The organism is Paenibacillus sp. PsM32, from assembly GCF_030433815.1.
Lineage (GTDB): Bacteria > Bacillota > Bacilli > Paenibacillales > Paenibacillaceae > Saccharibacillus > Saccharibacillus kyungheensis.
On the sequence record NZ_JARUWY010000007.1, the window covers coordinates 50,509 to 67,117 of the forward strand.

At 40.3% G+C, this 16,609-nt stretch carries 14 protein-coding genes; all 14 read right to left on the reverse strand.

Going from position 1 to position 16,609, the window contains the following annotated elements:
- Positions 1-83: 83 nt before the first annotated feature.
- Positions 84-1,364, reverse strand: coding sequence for a rhamnogalacturonan acetylesterase (locus QCD85_RS14495; protein WP_301263052.1), 1,281 nt, complete (start codon positions 1,362-1,364; stop codon positions 84-86).
- A 137-nt stretch (positions 1,365-1,501) separates the two neighbouring features.
- Positions 1,502-2,368, reverse strand: coding sequence for a carbohydrate ABC transporter permease (locus tag QCD85_RS14500; RefSeq protein WP_273616224.1), 867 nt, complete (start codon positions 2,366-2,368; stop codon positions 1,502-1,504).
- Positions 2,369-2,409: 41 nt separating this feature from the next.
- The gene (locus QCD85_RS14505) at positions 2,410-3,315 is read right to left on the reverse strand and encodes a carbohydrate ABC transporter permease (RefSeq protein ID WP_204826615.1); all 906 of its coding nucleotides are present in this window, start codon (positions 3,313-3,315) and stop codon (positions 2,410-2,412) included.
- A gap of 115 nt (positions 3,316-3,430) precedes the next feature.
- Positions 3,431-4,723: an ABC transporter substrate-binding protein gene (locus QCD85_RS14510; protein WP_273614794.1), complete on the reverse strand. Its 1,293-nt coding sequence runs from the start codon at positions 4,721-4,723 to the stop codon at positions 3,431-3,433.
- A 617-nt stretch (positions 4,724-5,340) separates the two neighbouring features.
- On the reverse strand, positions 5,341-6,900 hold the full coding sequence (locus QCD85_RS14515; protein WP_301263053.1) for a response regulator transcription factor: 1,560 nt from the start codon (positions 6,898-6,900) through the stop codon (positions 5,341-5,343).
- Positions 6,893-8,656 carry a sensor histidine kinase gene (locus QCD85_RS14520; RefSeq protein ID WP_301263054.1) on the reverse strand — a complete coding sequence of 588 codons (1,764 nt, stop codon included), beginning with the start codon at positions 8,654-8,656 and terminating at the stop codon, positions 6,893-6,895. Before QCD85_RS14520 ends, QCD85_RS14515 begins: the two co-directional genes overlap by 8 nt.
- A gap of 269 nt (positions 8,657-8,925) precedes the next feature.
- Entirely contained in the window at positions 8,926-10,197 is a 1,272-nt protein-coding gene (locus QCD85_RS14525; protein ID WP_301263055.1) for a stalk domain-containing protein, read from the reverse strand.
- A 127-nt stretch (positions 10,198-10,324) separates the two neighbouring features.
- A complete protein-coding gene (locus tag QCD85_RS14530) occupies positions 10,325-10,594 on the reverse strand; it encodes a hypothetical protein (RefSeq protein WP_301263056.1) in 270 nt (89 codons plus the stop codon).
- 143 nt (positions 10,595-10,737) lie between these two features.
- Entirely contained in the window at positions 10,738-11,610 is an 873-nt protein-coding gene (locus QCD85_RS14535) for an inositol monophosphatase family protein (protein WP_301263057.1), read from the reverse strand.
- A 47-nt stretch (positions 11,611-11,657) separates the two neighbouring features.
- Positions 11,658-12,659: a UV DNA damage repair endonuclease UvsE gene (gene uvsE / locus QCD85_RS14540; RefSeq protein ID WP_301263058.1), complete on the reverse strand. Its 1,002-nt coding sequence runs from the start codon at positions 12,657-12,659 to the stop codon at positions 11,658-11,660.
- 88 nt (positions 12,660-12,747) lie between these two features.
- Positions 12,748-13,071: a hypothetical protein gene (locus tag QCD85_RS14545; RefSeq protein WP_274171040.1), complete on the reverse strand. Its 324-nt coding sequence runs from the start codon at positions 13,069-13,071 to the stop codon at positions 12,748-12,750.
- Between the two features lie 632 nt (positions 13,072-13,703).
- Positions 13,704-14,795, reverse strand: a complete 1,092-nt coding sequence (locus QCD85_RS14550) for a D-alanine--D-alanine ligase (RefSeq protein WP_301263059.1) — start codon at positions 14,793-14,795, stop codon at positions 13,704-13,706.
- 238 nt (positions 14,796-15,033) lie between these two features.
- Complete coding sequence (locus QCD85_RS14555) at positions 15,034-15,342, reverse strand: chorismate mutase (protein WP_301263060.1); 309 nt, start codon at positions 15,340-15,342, stop codon at positions 15,034-15,036.
- 163 nt (positions 15,343-15,505) lie between these two features.
- Entirely contained in the window at positions 15,506-16,480 is a 975-nt protein-coding gene (locus QCD85_RS14560) for a glycoside hydrolase family 5 protein (protein ID WP_273614784.1), read from the reverse strand.
- Positions 16,481-16,609: the final 129 nt, after the last annotated feature.

Sequence of the window (16,609 nt, forward strand, 5' to 3'; positions counted from 1 at the left end):
ATCCTTTCTGTATCGCATATTAGATTGTCAGTAGATTCGAAATGTAATAATGACCACTCTATACAAAAGTAACGATATTAGCATTAGCGCAAATACATTACTAACGGTTGAATCGCCAACGCACGAATACTTTCAGCTACAAGCCCTGCCACCTGGATAGCACCTTGTTCTTGAAAATGAGTATTGTCTTCCATCCCATCGGGAAAATGTAGATACTCCCCTGGATAGAGCCAGACAAATAACGATTTACTTTGTTCTTCACCCAGTGACTCTAACAATACTTTGGTCTGCTGAGCGAGATCGATTAGTGGAACCTGTTGCTCTGTCGCTAATTCTTTTATTGCTACAATATAGTCGCCATGAGTATCTGTAAGAACGCCATCTGCGCCAAAGTAACGCCGACTAACCGGAGTTATCAAAATGGGAGTTGCCCCTTTGGTACGAGCGACTTCGATATATTGCAATAAGTATTCTTTAAATGTAGTAAATGGCTCTGTACCGCGTGCCGGATCATTTTTTTCATCATTATGACCGAATTGAATTAATAAGAAATCGCCTGCTTTGATCTGGTCTGCAATTATAGCCAGTCTACCTTCATCAATAAAGCTTTTGGAACTGCGACCGGATACTGCATGATTATCGACACAGACATCGTGCTTGAATCTTGCAGGTAACATCTGTCCCCAACCCGCATAAGGAGCTCCGCCTTGCTTCTGATCAGTCACTGTTGAATCGCCAGCGATAAAGAGTTTGAGTGCTTGCGGTACAGCTGTAATCTCAACCGCATTTAGACGTGGAGCTTTGCCGCTGATATGCAGTTGCAGTTGATGTTCAATCACCGGAACGGTAAATAGTTTATTTACAAATTGACCGGGCAATGTATCTACAGGCGGTAACATCAGCTTGCCAGCGCCACATTTAATGATCGTATGAGTAGCGGCTTGTTCATCTCCAACCGTAATCTGGATCTGATATGTACCGTTAGGCAGATCGGTTATAAATGAAGTGCCCAGTGGAATACAGAAGCTACTTAGCAAATGATTAGACGTCTCTGCGAATTGATCTCCACTTAGCATATCGCTTCGATCTCGTCCATATACTCTCTCTGGATGTGCAAATCCATAACTTGATCCAGTCTGTATATTTTCATATCGATCATCAGGAGACACAGATATATAACCGGGAGTAACTTCTCCCGGTCCAAAATCATATCGCAATGGTGATAATAACGGTTTATGTGCCGAGAGATCCGTTGCAGATGCATGAAGCGTAGATGAAGGATCACCTAATGCTGCCTTGGCATCGCCACCTTCGGTGATCCGCCATTGTTCTGTAGCCGTCTCAGTAGCTGATTTGTGATTCATTTGGCTTCACCATCCTTGCATAGATCGCTTTAATGATTATCTATACGGTACATAACATCTATTTCCATAACTACAATAACGAGCAATATAAAATATTCAGTATGAGATATCTACCTAGCTATTGTTGATCAGTAATCTTATCCTTTGATCCCGCTAGAACTGATACCTTCGACAATATGTCTTTGGAAAGCAAAGAAGATCGCTACCACAGGCAATAGACTTACGATAGACATCGCGAACATCGCTCCCCAGTTAGAAGAAGATTCGCTATCCAAAAACATTTTCAATCCCATTGAGACCGTATATTTATCCGGTGAATTCAAGTAGAGTACCGGACCGAGTAGATCTTCCCAACGCCAGTAAAAAGAGAAAATCGCTGCTGTCGCCAGAGAAGACTTGATCAATGGCAAAATAATCTGTATAAACAAACGGAATTTGCCACACCCATCAATCGTCGCCGCTTCATCCAGATCTTTCGGAATCGTACGGATAAACTGTACCATCAAGAAAATAAAGAATGGTGCACCGAAAAATTGCGGTACCACAATAGGAGCAATACTGTTTAACCATCCTAATTTAGTGAAAATAATATATTGCGGAACCAATACCACATCATGAGGTAGCATTAAGGTCACCATCATAATCGCAAACCAGAAGTTCCGACCTTTAAAATTCAAACGAGCAAATCCGAAAGCAATCACTGCCGAAGAAATAACTACTCCGACTGTCGATATCGCTACAATTACTAATGAATTCCACATATAATGCCCGAAAGAATAACCACCGACACCTTTCCAACCAGTAATATAGTTATCCCACATCCATTGAGCAGGCAATAATGTATTGGCTGTCGCAAAAATGGTACGGCTTTCTTTAAATGAACTAAGCAACATCCATGCAATAGGATACATCATCAAGATCGCCAGTAACCCGACAAAGATATGATATATAGGCCATTTGATTTTGCGCCAGAACCACCCTTTTTGCGCGCGTGTACTGCTCATTACATTGTATTCAGGGATAGACGCTTTACGTTCAGCCATAATTAACGTCCTCCTTCTGATTCATAGAACACCCACATTTTAGATGTTTTGAATAATACAAATGTTAGAATACCGATAAAGATCAACATTACCCAAGCCATCGCAGCCGCATAACCCATATTGTTGAACATAAATGCCTGACGGAATAAGTAAAGTGAGTACAACATTGTTCCATCCAGAGGCCCGCCTTCTCCTTTGGAGATAACATAGGCAGGTACAAATGTCATAAATGCACTAATCGTCTGCATAATCAGGTTAAATAAAATAACCGGACTGAGTAGCGGTAATGTAATATTCATAAATTTACGTACAGGTGAAGCACCATCAACACTGGCGGCTTCATACATTTCAGGTGAAATATTTTTCAAGCCAGCAAGGAAAATCAACATCGATGAACCGAACTGCCATACCGATAACGTGATCAGCATGCCCAGTGCAGCGGTAGCATTACCAAACCAATTGACAGGTGCTGCGCCGAAAGCCATTAAGAAATGGTTGACGATCCCTTGCTCACTAAAAATATTACGCCACATAATAGATACAGCTACACTACCACCAATAATGGATGGTAAATAATAAATCGTTCGATATGTACCCACCATCCGTGATGCTGTATTGAGCACCATCGCTACAAATAAAGCAAAAGCTAATCGTAAAGGAACACCTACAAAAACATAATAAATGGTCACTCTGACCGAGTTCCAATATTTCGGATCATTGGTAAACATTTTTTCAAAATTACCAAGTCCTATCCAGCGTGGCGAAGTAAACAAGTTATAGCTAGTAAACGAAAGATACAACGATATAAACATCGGGATCAAAGTAAAAGCCAGAAATCCAATAATAAAAGGGCTAATAAAAGCATAGCCGGTCAAATTGGTTTTTAAAGACTCATTACGTATAGCCATAAGCGTTCGCACCTCCTCAGATCGTTGAGATTTTGAAAGAAAATCGTGAACCGATTGGATATACATTCTCCAGCGATCGGTTCACGTTCTCTACATCTATCAGCTAACGAGTTCGTTACGGTTGATTGTTCGACAAGATCGCATTCGCATCTGCCCGGAACTTCGGTGCGACTTCAGCAGCAGTGGCTTGTCCAAAGTTAATTTGCTCTACATAATCGGTTAATGCTGCAATAATCTCAGCCGACCCTACAGGTGGTGGTGGGCTCATTGGTGAACTAATTGGCTCCATTTTAGCGACAAAATCAAATACTTGTTTCTCGGTTTCACTTAGTTCTGGTGCTACAGCTTCTTTAACAGCCGCAGAGATCGGTACACCACGCTCACCTTTGATCAATTTATTGGCATCTTGATTGTTGATCCAGAAGTCGATAAATTTAGCTGCTTCGTCTTTAGATTGCGAGCTTTTCGCTACAGCCCAGTACATACTTGGTTGCATATAAATTCCTTTTTCCATATCAGGGCCTACCATCGGAGCAAGCTCCATCGGACGATTGACGACACGTTGTAACGCTACGAATTGGTTCGACCATTGCCAGATCCCGATTCCTGTACCTTTTACAATATCGGATTCTTCCAGAATCCCTTTGGTCTGGTTCAATTTTTCCTGAGAAGGTACTGCGCCTTCTTTGATCAGTTCAGCTAACATACCGAAGAATTCTGTAAATAGCGCATCATCTTCATATCCAAGTGCTGTTCCTTCAGCATTGTAAAGCGATTGGCCTTTGGTACGTAAAAAGTAGTTAAAGAAAATATCTGCTGCCATCGAGCTATCAAAATAGATTCCTTTGTCTTTCGCTTTAAGTGCGATTTCTTTGTATTGATCCCAAGTCCAGTTGTCTGGAATTTCACTGATGCCTGCTTTTTTCAAAATCGCTGGATCGTATTGGAATCCTAGAACGTTAACCCCTGTTGGCATACCGTATTGTACGCCACCTATTACACCTGTTTTAAGTACGTTTTCAGTCACATCATCGACTTTAATTTTGCTTCCTAAGTATGGGGTCAGGTCTTCCAACTGTCCGTTTTTAGCATATTGGCTAATATAAGATACGTCCATTTGCATAATATCCGGTAATTGATTAGCAGCCGCTTGTGGAGCTAGCTTTTTCCAATAATCATCAAAAGAAGCATATTCGATATCAATATTTACACCGGGGTTTTGCTCTTTGTACATATCAATAATTTTCTGAGTATATTCATGTCGGGTATCTGATCCCCACCAAGCGATCCGAAGCGTTTTGCCGTCTGTACCTCCACTAGCATTACTTCCTCCGCCACCTGAATTACCACAAGCTGTGATGAAAAGTAGGATTGTAACCATCAATACCAGTGCTGTCTTTTTTCTCATTATATTCTCCCCTTTCGTTAATCAAGCTGATGATTGCTGTTCATATTGCTCAAAATCAATAAGTAGAATGTGATGATGCTCCTTTTTTGTTAACGCTTACATTTAAGTGGTATCTTCATTTTCGCAGATGGAAGATCACAAATGAATACACAAATCCGATGTGATCGTGTAAAAAACAGAGTAGTCTGAATTTCTGCTAAGACGGATATTTGTATGAACTTGGTTTATTTTACGGTATCAAGGGGCTGTCGCTACGATCATCATCTTATTCTTATCGTCGCTTGTTGTCATGAACTCCCTTGAATAACCGCTATGCGGTAGGGATTTCATGACAAAGGCGATCGCTTCGCTCTTTCAGAATATGATGATGCTCTTCGCTTGTGCGCTGAGATACGCTAGATAGATTTGAGTCAAAATAAAAAGCGACCATCAAAAGTCGCTTTATTCTTTGTTGTTTGTTGTTTGTTGTTTGTTGAAGTGTACTATTATTCGTATCCATTCATTTACATCACAGCATAATAGTTAGACAAGTAAACTCCAAAAGATAAAACTTCATTACAAGTTATAGCTACAATAAGTTATATCTACAATAAGTTTATTTTGTATTTGCTTTTGCTCTACTCTTCACTTTTCCGGTACTCGGTTGGGGTCATGCCTGTCCACTTTTTGAATACTTGGCTAAAGTATTGAGAGTTACCACCGAATCCGAACAGTTCAGCGAGTTCGAATACTTTGACATCACCGCTACGACGGATATGATCGGTGGAGCGTTCGATTCGATAACGATTGACATAATGGGAGAAATTATCGCCGGTCACTTTTTTGAAAATCTTACCGAGGTAGTCTGGATTCATATACAGCATTTGATTAGCAACTCCGTTTAGCGATAATTCAGCACTGGTGTAATTTTGCTCGATGATCTGAATCATTTTATTGACGACAGAAGATTGGCGATTCACATTGCTCTTATAGTAACTCATCGTTAAATAAGCAGCGGCTTCCTGTACGAACTCATGTAATCCAGTTAATGTATCTAGCATTGCCAGTTCTGCCATTCGACCTGTAAATAAAGAACGTTCTTCTGGCAAGCATAGACGGATCATCACTGCATATAATTGAAGCACATACGAGCGAGTCACTCCGATATCATGACGCCATTCCGCTAATGTTACAAATAAACGATCAATCTCTGCGGTCACTTCTTCCATTTGTCCGGATTTAATTAGCAATGTGAATGCTTCTTCATCCATTTCAAACGAAGTATTATCTTTCTGATCAGCCAATGCTAGATCCGACTTGGTAATAATACTGCCTTCCCCTACATAAAAGCGGTGATTCATACATTGCTGTGTATCCCGATACATTCGCCGTAATGAGATCATATAATCCGGTTCGCTTAGAGCAATCGTCACATCTAATTTGTAAAAGCCTGCAAACACTTGTTGTACATGTTCCAGATCACCAATCAGCTTGGTAATCGATTCAGGATCATCCAGTAAAAGCAGTAATTCATCTTGCATATGAATCGTTGTTCCCATCAACACACCATCTAGCAGATCATCAGCGATATTTTTGAGTGCAAATAAATGTTCATATTCATGCGATTCTTCAACACGCATCAAAGCCATTCGTACCGGACGGTCACGCAGATTCAGATGAAATAATTGCTCATAATAAGCAAGGTCACGCACCCCGTACATTTTATTAGCGATAAATTCTTTCAGAAATTGTTCTTTCACCTGTGGCAACATGCGAGTAAATTGCTCTTTCATACTGTTTACAAATTCATCACGCTCATGCTCAACCTCACGTTCGGATAACAATTCACTGATCGCTTCTTGAATCTGGCGTTCGTTACAAGGCTTCACCAAATAATGCTTCACCCCGTACTGCATCGCTCTACGGGCATAATCAAAATCTTTATAACCGGACAACATAATAAAGCGCACCTCTGGAAATGCAGCATGGGTTTTGGCGACCAGTCCAATTCCATCGAGTCCGGGCATAGAGATATCGCTGATTACGATATCAGGGCAATTTTCTTGAATACGCTCATATGCTTCCAGTCCATTACGTGCGGTACCGATCAATTCGGTTCCACTTTCATGCCAGTTCACGACCTGTGATATCCCTTCCAAGATCATCCGTTCATCATCGACTAACAATACTTTATACATCTTGCGCTTCCCCTCTCTCATAAGGAATACGAATATGAAAAGCAGTAATCACACCGGGCAAACTTTCGATCTCCATTCCGTAATCCGAGCCAAATGTCAGCCGTATCCGTTCGGTTATATTGCTGAGTCCAATCCCTTCACCACGCGTCTGTACTTGTCCACTATGTAGACGTTCTAGAAATTCAGCCGTCATTCCCGGTCCATCATCTTCTACACTGATATAGAGCAGGTCTTCTTCATGTCTCACTACAATACGAATATGGCACACGTTAACACTCGGTTCCAGCGCATAATGAATCGCATTTTCGATCAGCGGTTGTAGCGTTAATTTGGGAATTAGAGCATCTTTGAGATCGTCAGAAATATCGACTTCAAAATGCAAACGTTCTTCAAAGCGCATTTGCTGAATCGTGACATAGCTATAAACAATATCAAGTTCGCGTCCTAACGGAATCAATTTTTCACTCATATTGACAGAACTGCGTAATAAAAAGCCTAACGCTTCAACCATTTCAGAGATTTTGGATTGTTTGTTGACTTTCGCCATCCAGTTAATCGATTCTAGGGTGTTATAGAGAAAATGAGGATTAATCTGTGCTTGTAGCGCTTTGAGTTCAGTTTCGCGAATAATCAATTGTTTGGCATAATTTTCATCAATCAATTCACTGATTCGCAGTAACATTCGGTTAAATGTGCGGTGCAGTAACCCTACTTCAGTCTGTGATCCTTCAAGCACAGGCCCGAGTGTTAATTCTTCCAGACGATCCAGATTGCCAGTCTCTACGGTTCTCATTTTCTGCAACAAGCGTTCCATCGGTCTTGTAATACTGCGCGATAATCGTGTGCCAAATGCTAGCCCCAGTAAAAAGATCGCGATAAATATAATCGTCACCAGACGCTTCATCCATGTTATTCGTTCAAACATCGGATCAAATGGCGTCATATGCAAGTATGTCCATCCGGTATATGGCGATTGAATACGAGCAGAGAAATAACCACCTTCCGGCAAATTCACTACACCATAAGGCTGATTGCGACTCAATTCTTGATTGATCTCAGTCTCGCTAAATGACACCTTTTCAGGATAAACAATCTGTTGATGATCTGCGATCACAAGTGTACTTCCAGCAGACTGATGCACCTGTTTATCGACAATCCGGTCTATCCGAATCCGAATAATCACTGTACCTAGATTTTTGAGCGTGAAGGTTGATCCGGTAAAAGCTTTGAATTGACGAACTGCTAACAAAGAAGACTTGCCTCCGACATACCACGAATTGGCTCCATCATGCTGATTGGCTAATGTAGTTAGATCGGTTCGCAATTCAGCCGGTATCCCTTCTCGATTGCCTGCTGACATCACTTCCCCTTCTTTGTCGATCACCATCATCGAATAAACAAAAGGCTCCGAACCTGCAAAAGCGATCAACCGATTGGTTAGCTTTTTGCGTAATACATTTTTTTGATACACTGAATTGGTCTGTTCCAGCTCTGTTAAGTAGCGTTGCAATTGTTCGTCGGTAACCACTTTAAATGATAAATGTTCCATATCTTTCAGTTGATTTTCAATACCGACAGAAGACATATTCAGTAATTCAGATGTCTTTTCGTACATTTGGCTATCATACGTTTCATACAAATTGCTTAATACCAATGCGTAAAAAGCAAAACTTCCTAACAACAATGCAGAGATCAGTAGCAACATTTTACGATGAATACCTAAATTATTGTAAGCGCTTTTAATTCTGGTAAACATAAGAATGGTTTCCACCTTTGCTACCCCGACGTATTTACATTTTTAATGATAACGTTTACATTTTTATTAATTAAATTCCAATTACTGTATGTTTATTATAGCGTGAATGATCTAAAATTTCAGTATATGTTTATAAATAGGTTCACAAATCTATTGATAGTATTAGCAAAAAAAGACATCCTTTGAGATAGAATGTCTTTTTTTATTACTATATTTTCTATTGTCACTTGGTCGTTATCATCATTACTTATATTATGAATTCACTTCAATTATGATCTGACAAAAACAGCTTTCCAGCGGGCTACATATTGTACATCATAATCAAATGCTTGAGTGAGTACAGTTAAAGGCACATAGACTTTGCTCATTCCTTTAGTCGTTTGAACAAAAGCAGCATAATCGACAGACTGCGTAGCCCCATTTACTTTTATTTTTTCACTATTTACAGGAATACTGATTTTGTTTTTGCCACTTTGGATCGTAGCTGTTTGTGAAGTATTAGACCAATTTACTGTGGCACCTAGAGCTGTTGTTACATCTCGCAACGTTACATACGTTTTGCCATTTCGAATAATAGGTTTATATGTTGTTGCTAACGGTTGCCCATTCGTTACAATTACAGGTGTTGCAGAAGAGCTAGATTGTCCTTTTACAAATGGACTCAGGTAGCCTTTGCTTCCCCAGATCGTCTGTATAAATGTACGTGCTATCGCATCATATCCAGTCTGATTCGGATGGATATCTCCCTCGGCGATATGAGTCATCGCTAATTCTTTGTCCGGGAAGTCTTTGGAGATATGAGCTACACGTACATCATATCCTTTGGCTACATACGATTTCGCCGTTTGATCTACAATCTGGCTAAATTGATTTGCGACTGTATTAAGCCCTGCATATAATTTGGTACCTACTTGAACAGGCATAGGTTGATATTGATCTGCAACCACGATAGTTGCTTTAGGATTGAGTGATATGACTTGTTTCATAATATTGTCGATATTGATTTTGTACTTTGTTCCTACTTGATCCAGATTAAGACTGGAAATGTCTTGTGGTAATTCATTTAAAGAACCCAGCGCATTCAAAAAATCATTGCCACCAATCGTGATCGTAATTAGATCTGCTTGCGCAATATCTTTTTTCGCTTGAACTGTATCTAACGTATAGACAGCTCCTGGCAAATTGCTTTGGATATCTTTAGTCGTGATCGCTGTTCCTGCGGTGACCGCACTTAGATAATTATCCAGCCCTGTACTTGTAAGCCCAAGTATACTGTGATTATCTGATTGTACGGTTGCGCGGAACAATCCTTGCTCTGCTAATCGTGGTGCAAAGCCATCATAGTGAGAAGCTTTTACACCTGGTTCGTATCCTGCTGTAAGCGAATCTCCTAAAAAGACCATATGTGAAAAAGCTCGCTTGGGATCTGGAGTCTGACTTGTGGTTGCTGCATGTACAGCTGAACTTCCTATGCCTGCACTACTGACCAGAACAAGCATAATCATGAGAAAATACAGTATGCCTTTAGAATTGCTTTTCATTCACTGCTTCACCCTTTCTGTGTCTGTATATCTCAATCTAATTTGTTGACGTATGCACACCAAAAAAGCTGTTATCTATTTTCCCTGGAGGGTGATAGATAACAGCTCTGTACCCTGTATCCTATAATCAACGAGACTCTGTATCATCTGTTGACTCTGGGCGCTTGATTTTGTTCATGTACTCATCATAACGTCCATCAATTTCTTTTGCCATTTTGCGATACTGCTTGGTTTCTTCAGCGATTGGATCAAGTGTCGTCTGAATCCGAATCTCATACTTTGAAGGGATCATCCGTCGTTCTCTTACTTCACGATCTTCTTCTTGCATCAGACCTTCTGTCAGACGCTCGGTCAATTCGCGTTCCAATTCTTCTGCTGATTTCTCAAATGAACTCATCGTGACTCACTCCTTTAACGATAATAATAGATTCGCCATAAGGACTTTATGCGTTATAGTATAACTTCTCTCTCTATCTTATGATTACCCAAAAAAGTAGAGATACTAATCGTAAGCTGAGCAATTGGTCGATGATCTCTAGATTACTTTTGCGCAGGAATATGTTGTAAGCCTGCCTCATGTAATTCAGTCATTAATTCTTGATGAATATGACCGTTGGTTGCTAATACATTACGTACAGCTAGATGATAATCTTCACCGGAAATATCGCCAATACGTCCACCGGACTCGGTCACTAACAGTGAACCTGCCGCCAGATCCCAAGCATTTAATCCAATTTCCCAATAAGCGCTAAGCCGTCCTGCCGCTACATAAGCTAAATGTAGAGCTGCTGAACCCTCATTACGAATACTGCGTACTTTCGGTACAATCGCATTCAGTCCACTCATATTCAGACGTAACGATTCACCACGATCTGCCGGGAATCCAGTAGCCACTAAGCTTTCACCCAGTGTAGCTTCTTGCGAGACTTTCATTAGATTACCATGCACATAAGCGCCTTTGCCTTTTTCGGCTACAAATAATTCATCATGAGAAGGATCATAGATCACACCGATAATCACTTCGCCTTTGTGTGCTAATGCTATTGAAACACAATAGTATGGGAAACCATGCACAAAGTTAGTCGTGCCATCGATAGGATCAACGATCCATACATATTCTGAATCTTTAACCGCATTGATCGCTTGAGCGGAAGCCGCCGCACCTGCGCCTACACTTTCTTCGCCCAAAAATTCATCGTCCGGGCAGTACGTTAAGATCAATTTGCGAATCATTTGTTCTGCGCCTTTATCGACTTCTGTTACCAAATCTTGTGAAGATACTTTGGTGTTCAACTGTTTATAATCGCCTAGTTTGCTTTTGATCCATTCTCCCGTTTTGGAAGCTGCATTAATAGCTACCGCTACTTTGCTTTTTCCGCTCACTACATAAGGTACTTTTTGTTGTTCTTCCATCATTTCATTCCCCCTGATTTCTGGAATTGACATCTAACTACATTATATCATGAGAACACTTCGATACTTCCACCGTCTATGATCCGTACTCCATCGTTTTCGTACATTGTCAAGTCACGCATCAATTGAAATAACGCATGGTCTTTGTGCTTCGCTTCCAGCATCACATCCAGATGAGAAGAAGTACGTGCAGCTACTCTTAGAAAATCAAGTAAAGGGCCAGCTTCTACACCGTCAGCATGACTTCGGCGATCGGTTTCACTTTTTGGACTAGAGGCATGGATTTTGGGTGGTAAATGTACACCTTCAGGCACATCGGTGCGTGCTAATGGCGATTCCCATGTCTTAGCGACTTCTTCCCACCAGTCTGAAGCAGGTTCTCCATGACAATTCACCATATGATGATGGATATCTAGTACCATCGGTAATCCAGTCTGTTGAGCGACTGCAAGCGTCTCACCGGTAGTATACGTTTTGTCATCATTTTCAAGCGTAATCCGGCACTGAATCTCTGCACTCAAGCGACCAAAATGTTCTACAAAACGTGCAGCAGACGTAGGCTTATCCCCATACGCACCGCCGATATGAATATTATTCTTCGAACGAGCATCCAGCCCCATCGCTTTGAGCATATTCACATGATATTGCAGATCACGAATCGACGAGATCAGCACTTCCGGTCTTGGTGTACTGAGCACTGTATAATGATCCGGATGAAACGACACTCTTAGATCATGTTTACGCACATACTCGCCGATCTCTGCAAATGGTTCTGCTAACGCTTCAAACGGATTCCAATCATGCAAATCAGTATGAGTCGCCAGCGGAATCAATTTGGATGAAAATCGGTACATCTGGATACCTTCTGCTACATTATGGCGTAATAAACGCAGTGTATTGTGTAAGTTGGTTGTTGCGATTTGTTCTAACAGACGCAATCCTGCTTCGCGATCTGGCAGTTTGCTAAATCTAGCCATAGTCATTGTTTTGGAAGGTGAAGAATCTGCGATTTCAAGTGACATCGCCACATAGCCGAATCGTACAATCATATATTTCAAGTGCCTCCTCTAGAGTAATATTCACTGGTGTATACAGAAGAAAAGCATTTGATGATGATAGGATTCTGTATGTGTATGATTAAACCGATTCTTGCTCTCCGAAAAACATTTCATGCGCAAGATCGGTCTGCACTCGTGCTTCTTCGTCTGTTAATTTGCGAACCAATTCCAATTCTACTGCGGTTACTTCCCGACCTTGAAAATTGATTTCAGCGATAGATGCTGTGATTTTCACGATTGCGATTGCTACATTTTTCGGTGTATAAGCGATAACTTTTTGTCCGGTTGGATAGACGCGAAATCCACTTTTGAGCATTTTGCCTTTGCCGTATTCTAAAAGTTCGAGCAGTTCTTGTTCGTTTTTGAATTTGCATACAGAGTTAAATTCGGTTTGAAATCCCATGGTCATTGCTCCTTTCGAGTGGGCGGTGGTTGAGGTGAGGTACGGACGCTTCGGGGATAGATGTTCTTCCCGTCGCTGTTAAGATCGGATATCTGAAGTAGACTGCAAGCAGTCGATATCCGAGTCTTAAATGCGACTTTCAGAACATTCTATCCCCTCCGCTAGAGGTACCTACACTTTTTCCACGCGGTTTGGTACATAAACATCTGAATAATTGAAATACTCTCCATGCTTTCCATGCTTGATGTTTTGGTGCTTATTTTGGTATTGGAATGTTTTGTAGTTTAGCTTTTATGGTTGTAGAGATGGTAAGGCTTGTAGAGATTTTAAAGATTTAGAGCTTTAAAGATTTTAGAGATTTTGAGACTTTAGAGACTTGGAGAACTTAGGGACAAATTCATGATTTACTGGGCGTAAATTGATGAATTTTTTGTAGGGATTTTTATGGTTAATCATTATGGGACATTATAAAAATAATATAAAATACTTTAAATACTTTAAATATATAGCGTTAGTGATCATTCGTATCGAATAATATGATGTAATGAGGAAAAGAATAATCATTTATTTACATTATTCGATATGGGGATCGCTATATGCCTCTGATTGGATAGAAATAGTTATAAATTGGACTATTCTCTTCCATACTTCAGTTCATGACGTTGGTTATAGCGATCTATACCTAAAGTGATTAATTGATCCAATAGGTCTGGATAGGCTGTACCGGTTTCACGCCATAGTAATGGGTACATGCTATATGCGGTAAAGCCTGGCATTGTGTTCACTTCGTTAATAAAGATTTCGCCATCGCTACGACGTACAAAGAAGTCGGCACGACATAAGCCGTTTCCATCTATTGCGCGGAATGCGCGGATAGCCAGTTCACGTAAGTTTTCAGCAAGTTCGCTATCAATTTCAGCAGGGATCACCATTTGAGATGTGCCGTCGATGTATTTTGCTTCATAGTCATAGTAATCGCTATTAGATACGACTTCACCAGGAACCGAAGCTTGTGGTAACTCGTTGCCAAGTACACCGACTTCGATTTCGCGTGCGTCTACAGCTTCTTCTACAACCACTTTCAAGTCATAACGTAGTGCATAAGCAATCGCTGTTTCTAATTCAGTACGATCTTTGGCTTTGGAAATACCTACACTTGAGCCCAAGTTAGCGGGTTTGACGAAACAAGGATACCCTAAATTCGTTTCGATTGTTGTCAAAATATCGTATTGTTGCGTTTCCCATTCTTTTGAAATAAAAGTCTCATATTTGCATTGTGGCAAATGAGCTTGAGCGAATAACTTTTTCATAATCGCTTTATCCATACCTGTAGAAGAAGCAAGTACACCTGCACCAACATAAGGCATATCCATCATTTCAAAAAGTCCTTGAATCGTGCCATCTTCACCATATGTACCATGAAGAAGCGGGAACAATACGTCAATTTCACTAGTTTGTCCGCTTAATTTTTTCCAAAGAATACTCATCGCTTGTGAAGTAGCTTCTTCCCCACCACGGATCTGTAGATCGCTTAATTGAGCAGGTGCTGCATGGTACGCGTCTCCCATATTCCAGCGTCCTTGAGGATCGATATAGATCGGTACTACGTTATATTTGTCATAATCGATTGCATTTAATACAGAAAATCCAGTCTGTAAAGAAACTTCATGTTCACCAGATTTACCACCGTAAATCAAACCTACTGTTAATTTTGTTGCTGTCATGTCAGAACCCCCGTTAGTCATTGTACATATGAAAACATATTGATACATGCTATTGTAAATGATCGTTATTGTATAACCTGTATTCAGTATAAAGCTTGTACAAAAACACTGCAAAAAAACTTTGTCTGCTTATCTCATTTTGTAGTAAAGGACTGACTTTACTTTCTATTTTGGATTAGAAAAAGGTAGTCGATAACAACTACCTTTAAGTATATTTATTTCTTTGTGATGATCTTCTTTATTGAGATGACGGTCGTGTTGACTGAATCCGCTGATGCTCTTGTAGCTCATCTTCAATAAAACTAGCAATCATCGCTCGATATACACTTTCCGCAATAGTAGGATTTAGTTGGTGCTCTGTTGCCAGTTGGCGGACTTTGGTAATTATGGCTTCTACTCTAGCTGGTGCTTTCACTGCATCTGTATCTTTTTTAAAAGAAGCGGCTTGGTTGACGTATTGACTACGCTCACTGATTAACTGGATGATCTGTTCATCTAATTGATCGATACTTTCTCTAACCTCAGCTAAATTCTGACACTCTCTCATCTCTGCTCAGCTCCTCTATTTATGCACTTGATTGATTACTGTCTTCTATTATAAAGGTATTGCTCCTATTCCCCAATGTCTAAATAACAAAAAAACAGCTCAAACGCTCAGCTGTTTTTTGTATTTTATGACAGACTCCATTAATGATTGATGACTGAATCTATTATTGGTAAATACCTGCTTTTTTCGAAGTCGCTTTGATACCATTAGGATCATTCACAATAATATTTCCAGCAGTTGTTAAGCTACCTGCGGGGCCATTATTGAGATCAAGGTAAGACAGATCAGAGCTATTACCATACCATGACCATGCTAACCAACCGACTCCTTTTTGCTGACCATATTTCATAATAGCATACTCATCTACATCTTCCCCTTGATGGAATCCACCAAATTCGCCGATGATCAGAGCAAGACCTTTATTGAGTACATTCTCCATATTGGCTTTTACAGTAGCATCGTCTTTCCCTGCATATTGATACATGTGAATAGAGAATACGGTATTCTTTTTAGAATCGGCTGCTAAAACAGCTTGTCCGTAATCTACAATCGATTGTGGATATTGTCCCCAACCCGCAGCATCTACGATTAGTGTGTGATTAAGTCCTGCATTTCTCAATTTAGGAATAGCTTGTTTGTAGCCATTCGCCCAACCTTCACTGTTCCATGAGCCGTACCATTCATTAGCAATATTGATGATTACTCGGTCTTCTTTGCCAACTAAAGCATCTTTAATACTGATCCAATAGTTCACAGCATTATTTAATTTGGCTACATCGTCGCTTCCTGTTGCATCATGCACTTCAAGAACAGCGATCATTTTATATTGATTGACCAGCGCCAGAATATTTTTCACAGAGTTGATATCGTCTTTGGTATATTGAGTTCCATCGGATAATACAATACGTACGGTGTTTGCACCTGTTTTGGCGATAGCTGGAATAGCGGCATTCAAATCGTTTTTGAACCACGTATGAGAATGGTTAACCCCTCTCATGACAAAAGGCTTTCCTGTCGAATCATATAATTTGGTACCGCTTACATAAAATCCAGTAGCAGCAGATGATTTGGATACCCCAACTGTCACGAATACCATTATCATTGCTAGTACCATCATCAGGCTTTTTCTCAACACCATATTATTATTCCTCCTTTGTCATTTGAAAATCAGCTAACTGTTCGACATGTCCCTTGTAAATTATCATCAAACGTATTCAATTACAATATTTGTTTTAAATGTAAAAATAAAATTATTCATATAATACGT

Coding starts and splice junctions, on each gene's coding strand:
- QCD85_RS14545 (WP_274171040.1), bottom strand. CDS start 13,071: ATGGGATTTCAAACCGAATTTAACTCTGTATGCAAATTCAAAAACGAA.
- QCD85_RS14530 (WP_301263056.1), bottom strand. CDS start 10,594: ATGAGTTCATTTGAGAAATCAGCAGAAGAATTGGAACGCGAATTGACC.
- QCD85_RS14500 (WP_273616224.1), bottom strand. CDS start 2,368: ATGAGCAGTACACGCGCGCAAAAAGGGTGGTTCTGGCGCAAAATCAAA.
- QCD85_RS14555 (WP_301263060.1), bottom strand. CDS start 15,342: ATGAGAGAGTGTCAGAATTTAGCTGAGGTTAGAGAAAGTATCGATCAA.
- QCD85_RS14515 (WP_301263053.1), bottom strand. CDS start 6,900: ATGTATAAAGTATTGTTAGTCGATGATGAACGGATGATCTTGGAAGGG.
- QCD85_RS14520 (WP_301263054.1), bottom strand. CDS start 8,656: ATGTTTACCAGAATTAAAAGCGCTTACAATAATTTAGGTATTCATCGT.
- QCD85_RS14525 (WP_301263055.1), bottom strand. CDS start 10,197: ATGAAAAGCAATTCTAAAGGCATACTGTATTTTCTCATGATTATGCTT.
- QCD85_RS14505 (WP_204826615.1), bottom strand. CDS start 3,315: ATGGCTATACGTAATGAGTCTTTAAAAACCAATTTGACCGGCTATGCT.
- QCD85_RS14510 (WP_273614794.1), bottom strand. CDS start 4,723: ATGAGAAAAAAGACAGCACTGGTATTGATGGTTACAATCCTACTTTTC.
- QCD85_RS14495 (WP_301263052.1), bottom strand. CDS start 1,364: ATGAATCACAAATCAGCTACTGAGACGGCTACAGAACAATGGCGGATC.
- uvsE (WP_301263058.1), bottom strand. CDS start 12,659: ATGATTGTACGATTCGGCTATGTGGCGATGTCACTTGAAATCGCAGAT.
- QCD85_RS14560 (WP_273614784.1), bottom strand. CDS start 16,480: ATGGTGTTGAGAAAAAGCCTGATGATGGTACTAGCAATGATAATGGTA.
- QCD85_RS14550 (WP_301263059.1), bottom strand. CDS start 14,795: ATGACAGCAACAAAATTAACAGTAGGTTTGATTTACGGTGGTAAATCT.
- QCD85_RS14535 (WP_301263057.1), bottom strand. CDS start 11,610: ATGGAAGAACAACAAAAAGTACCTTATGTAGTGAGCGGAAAAAGCAAA.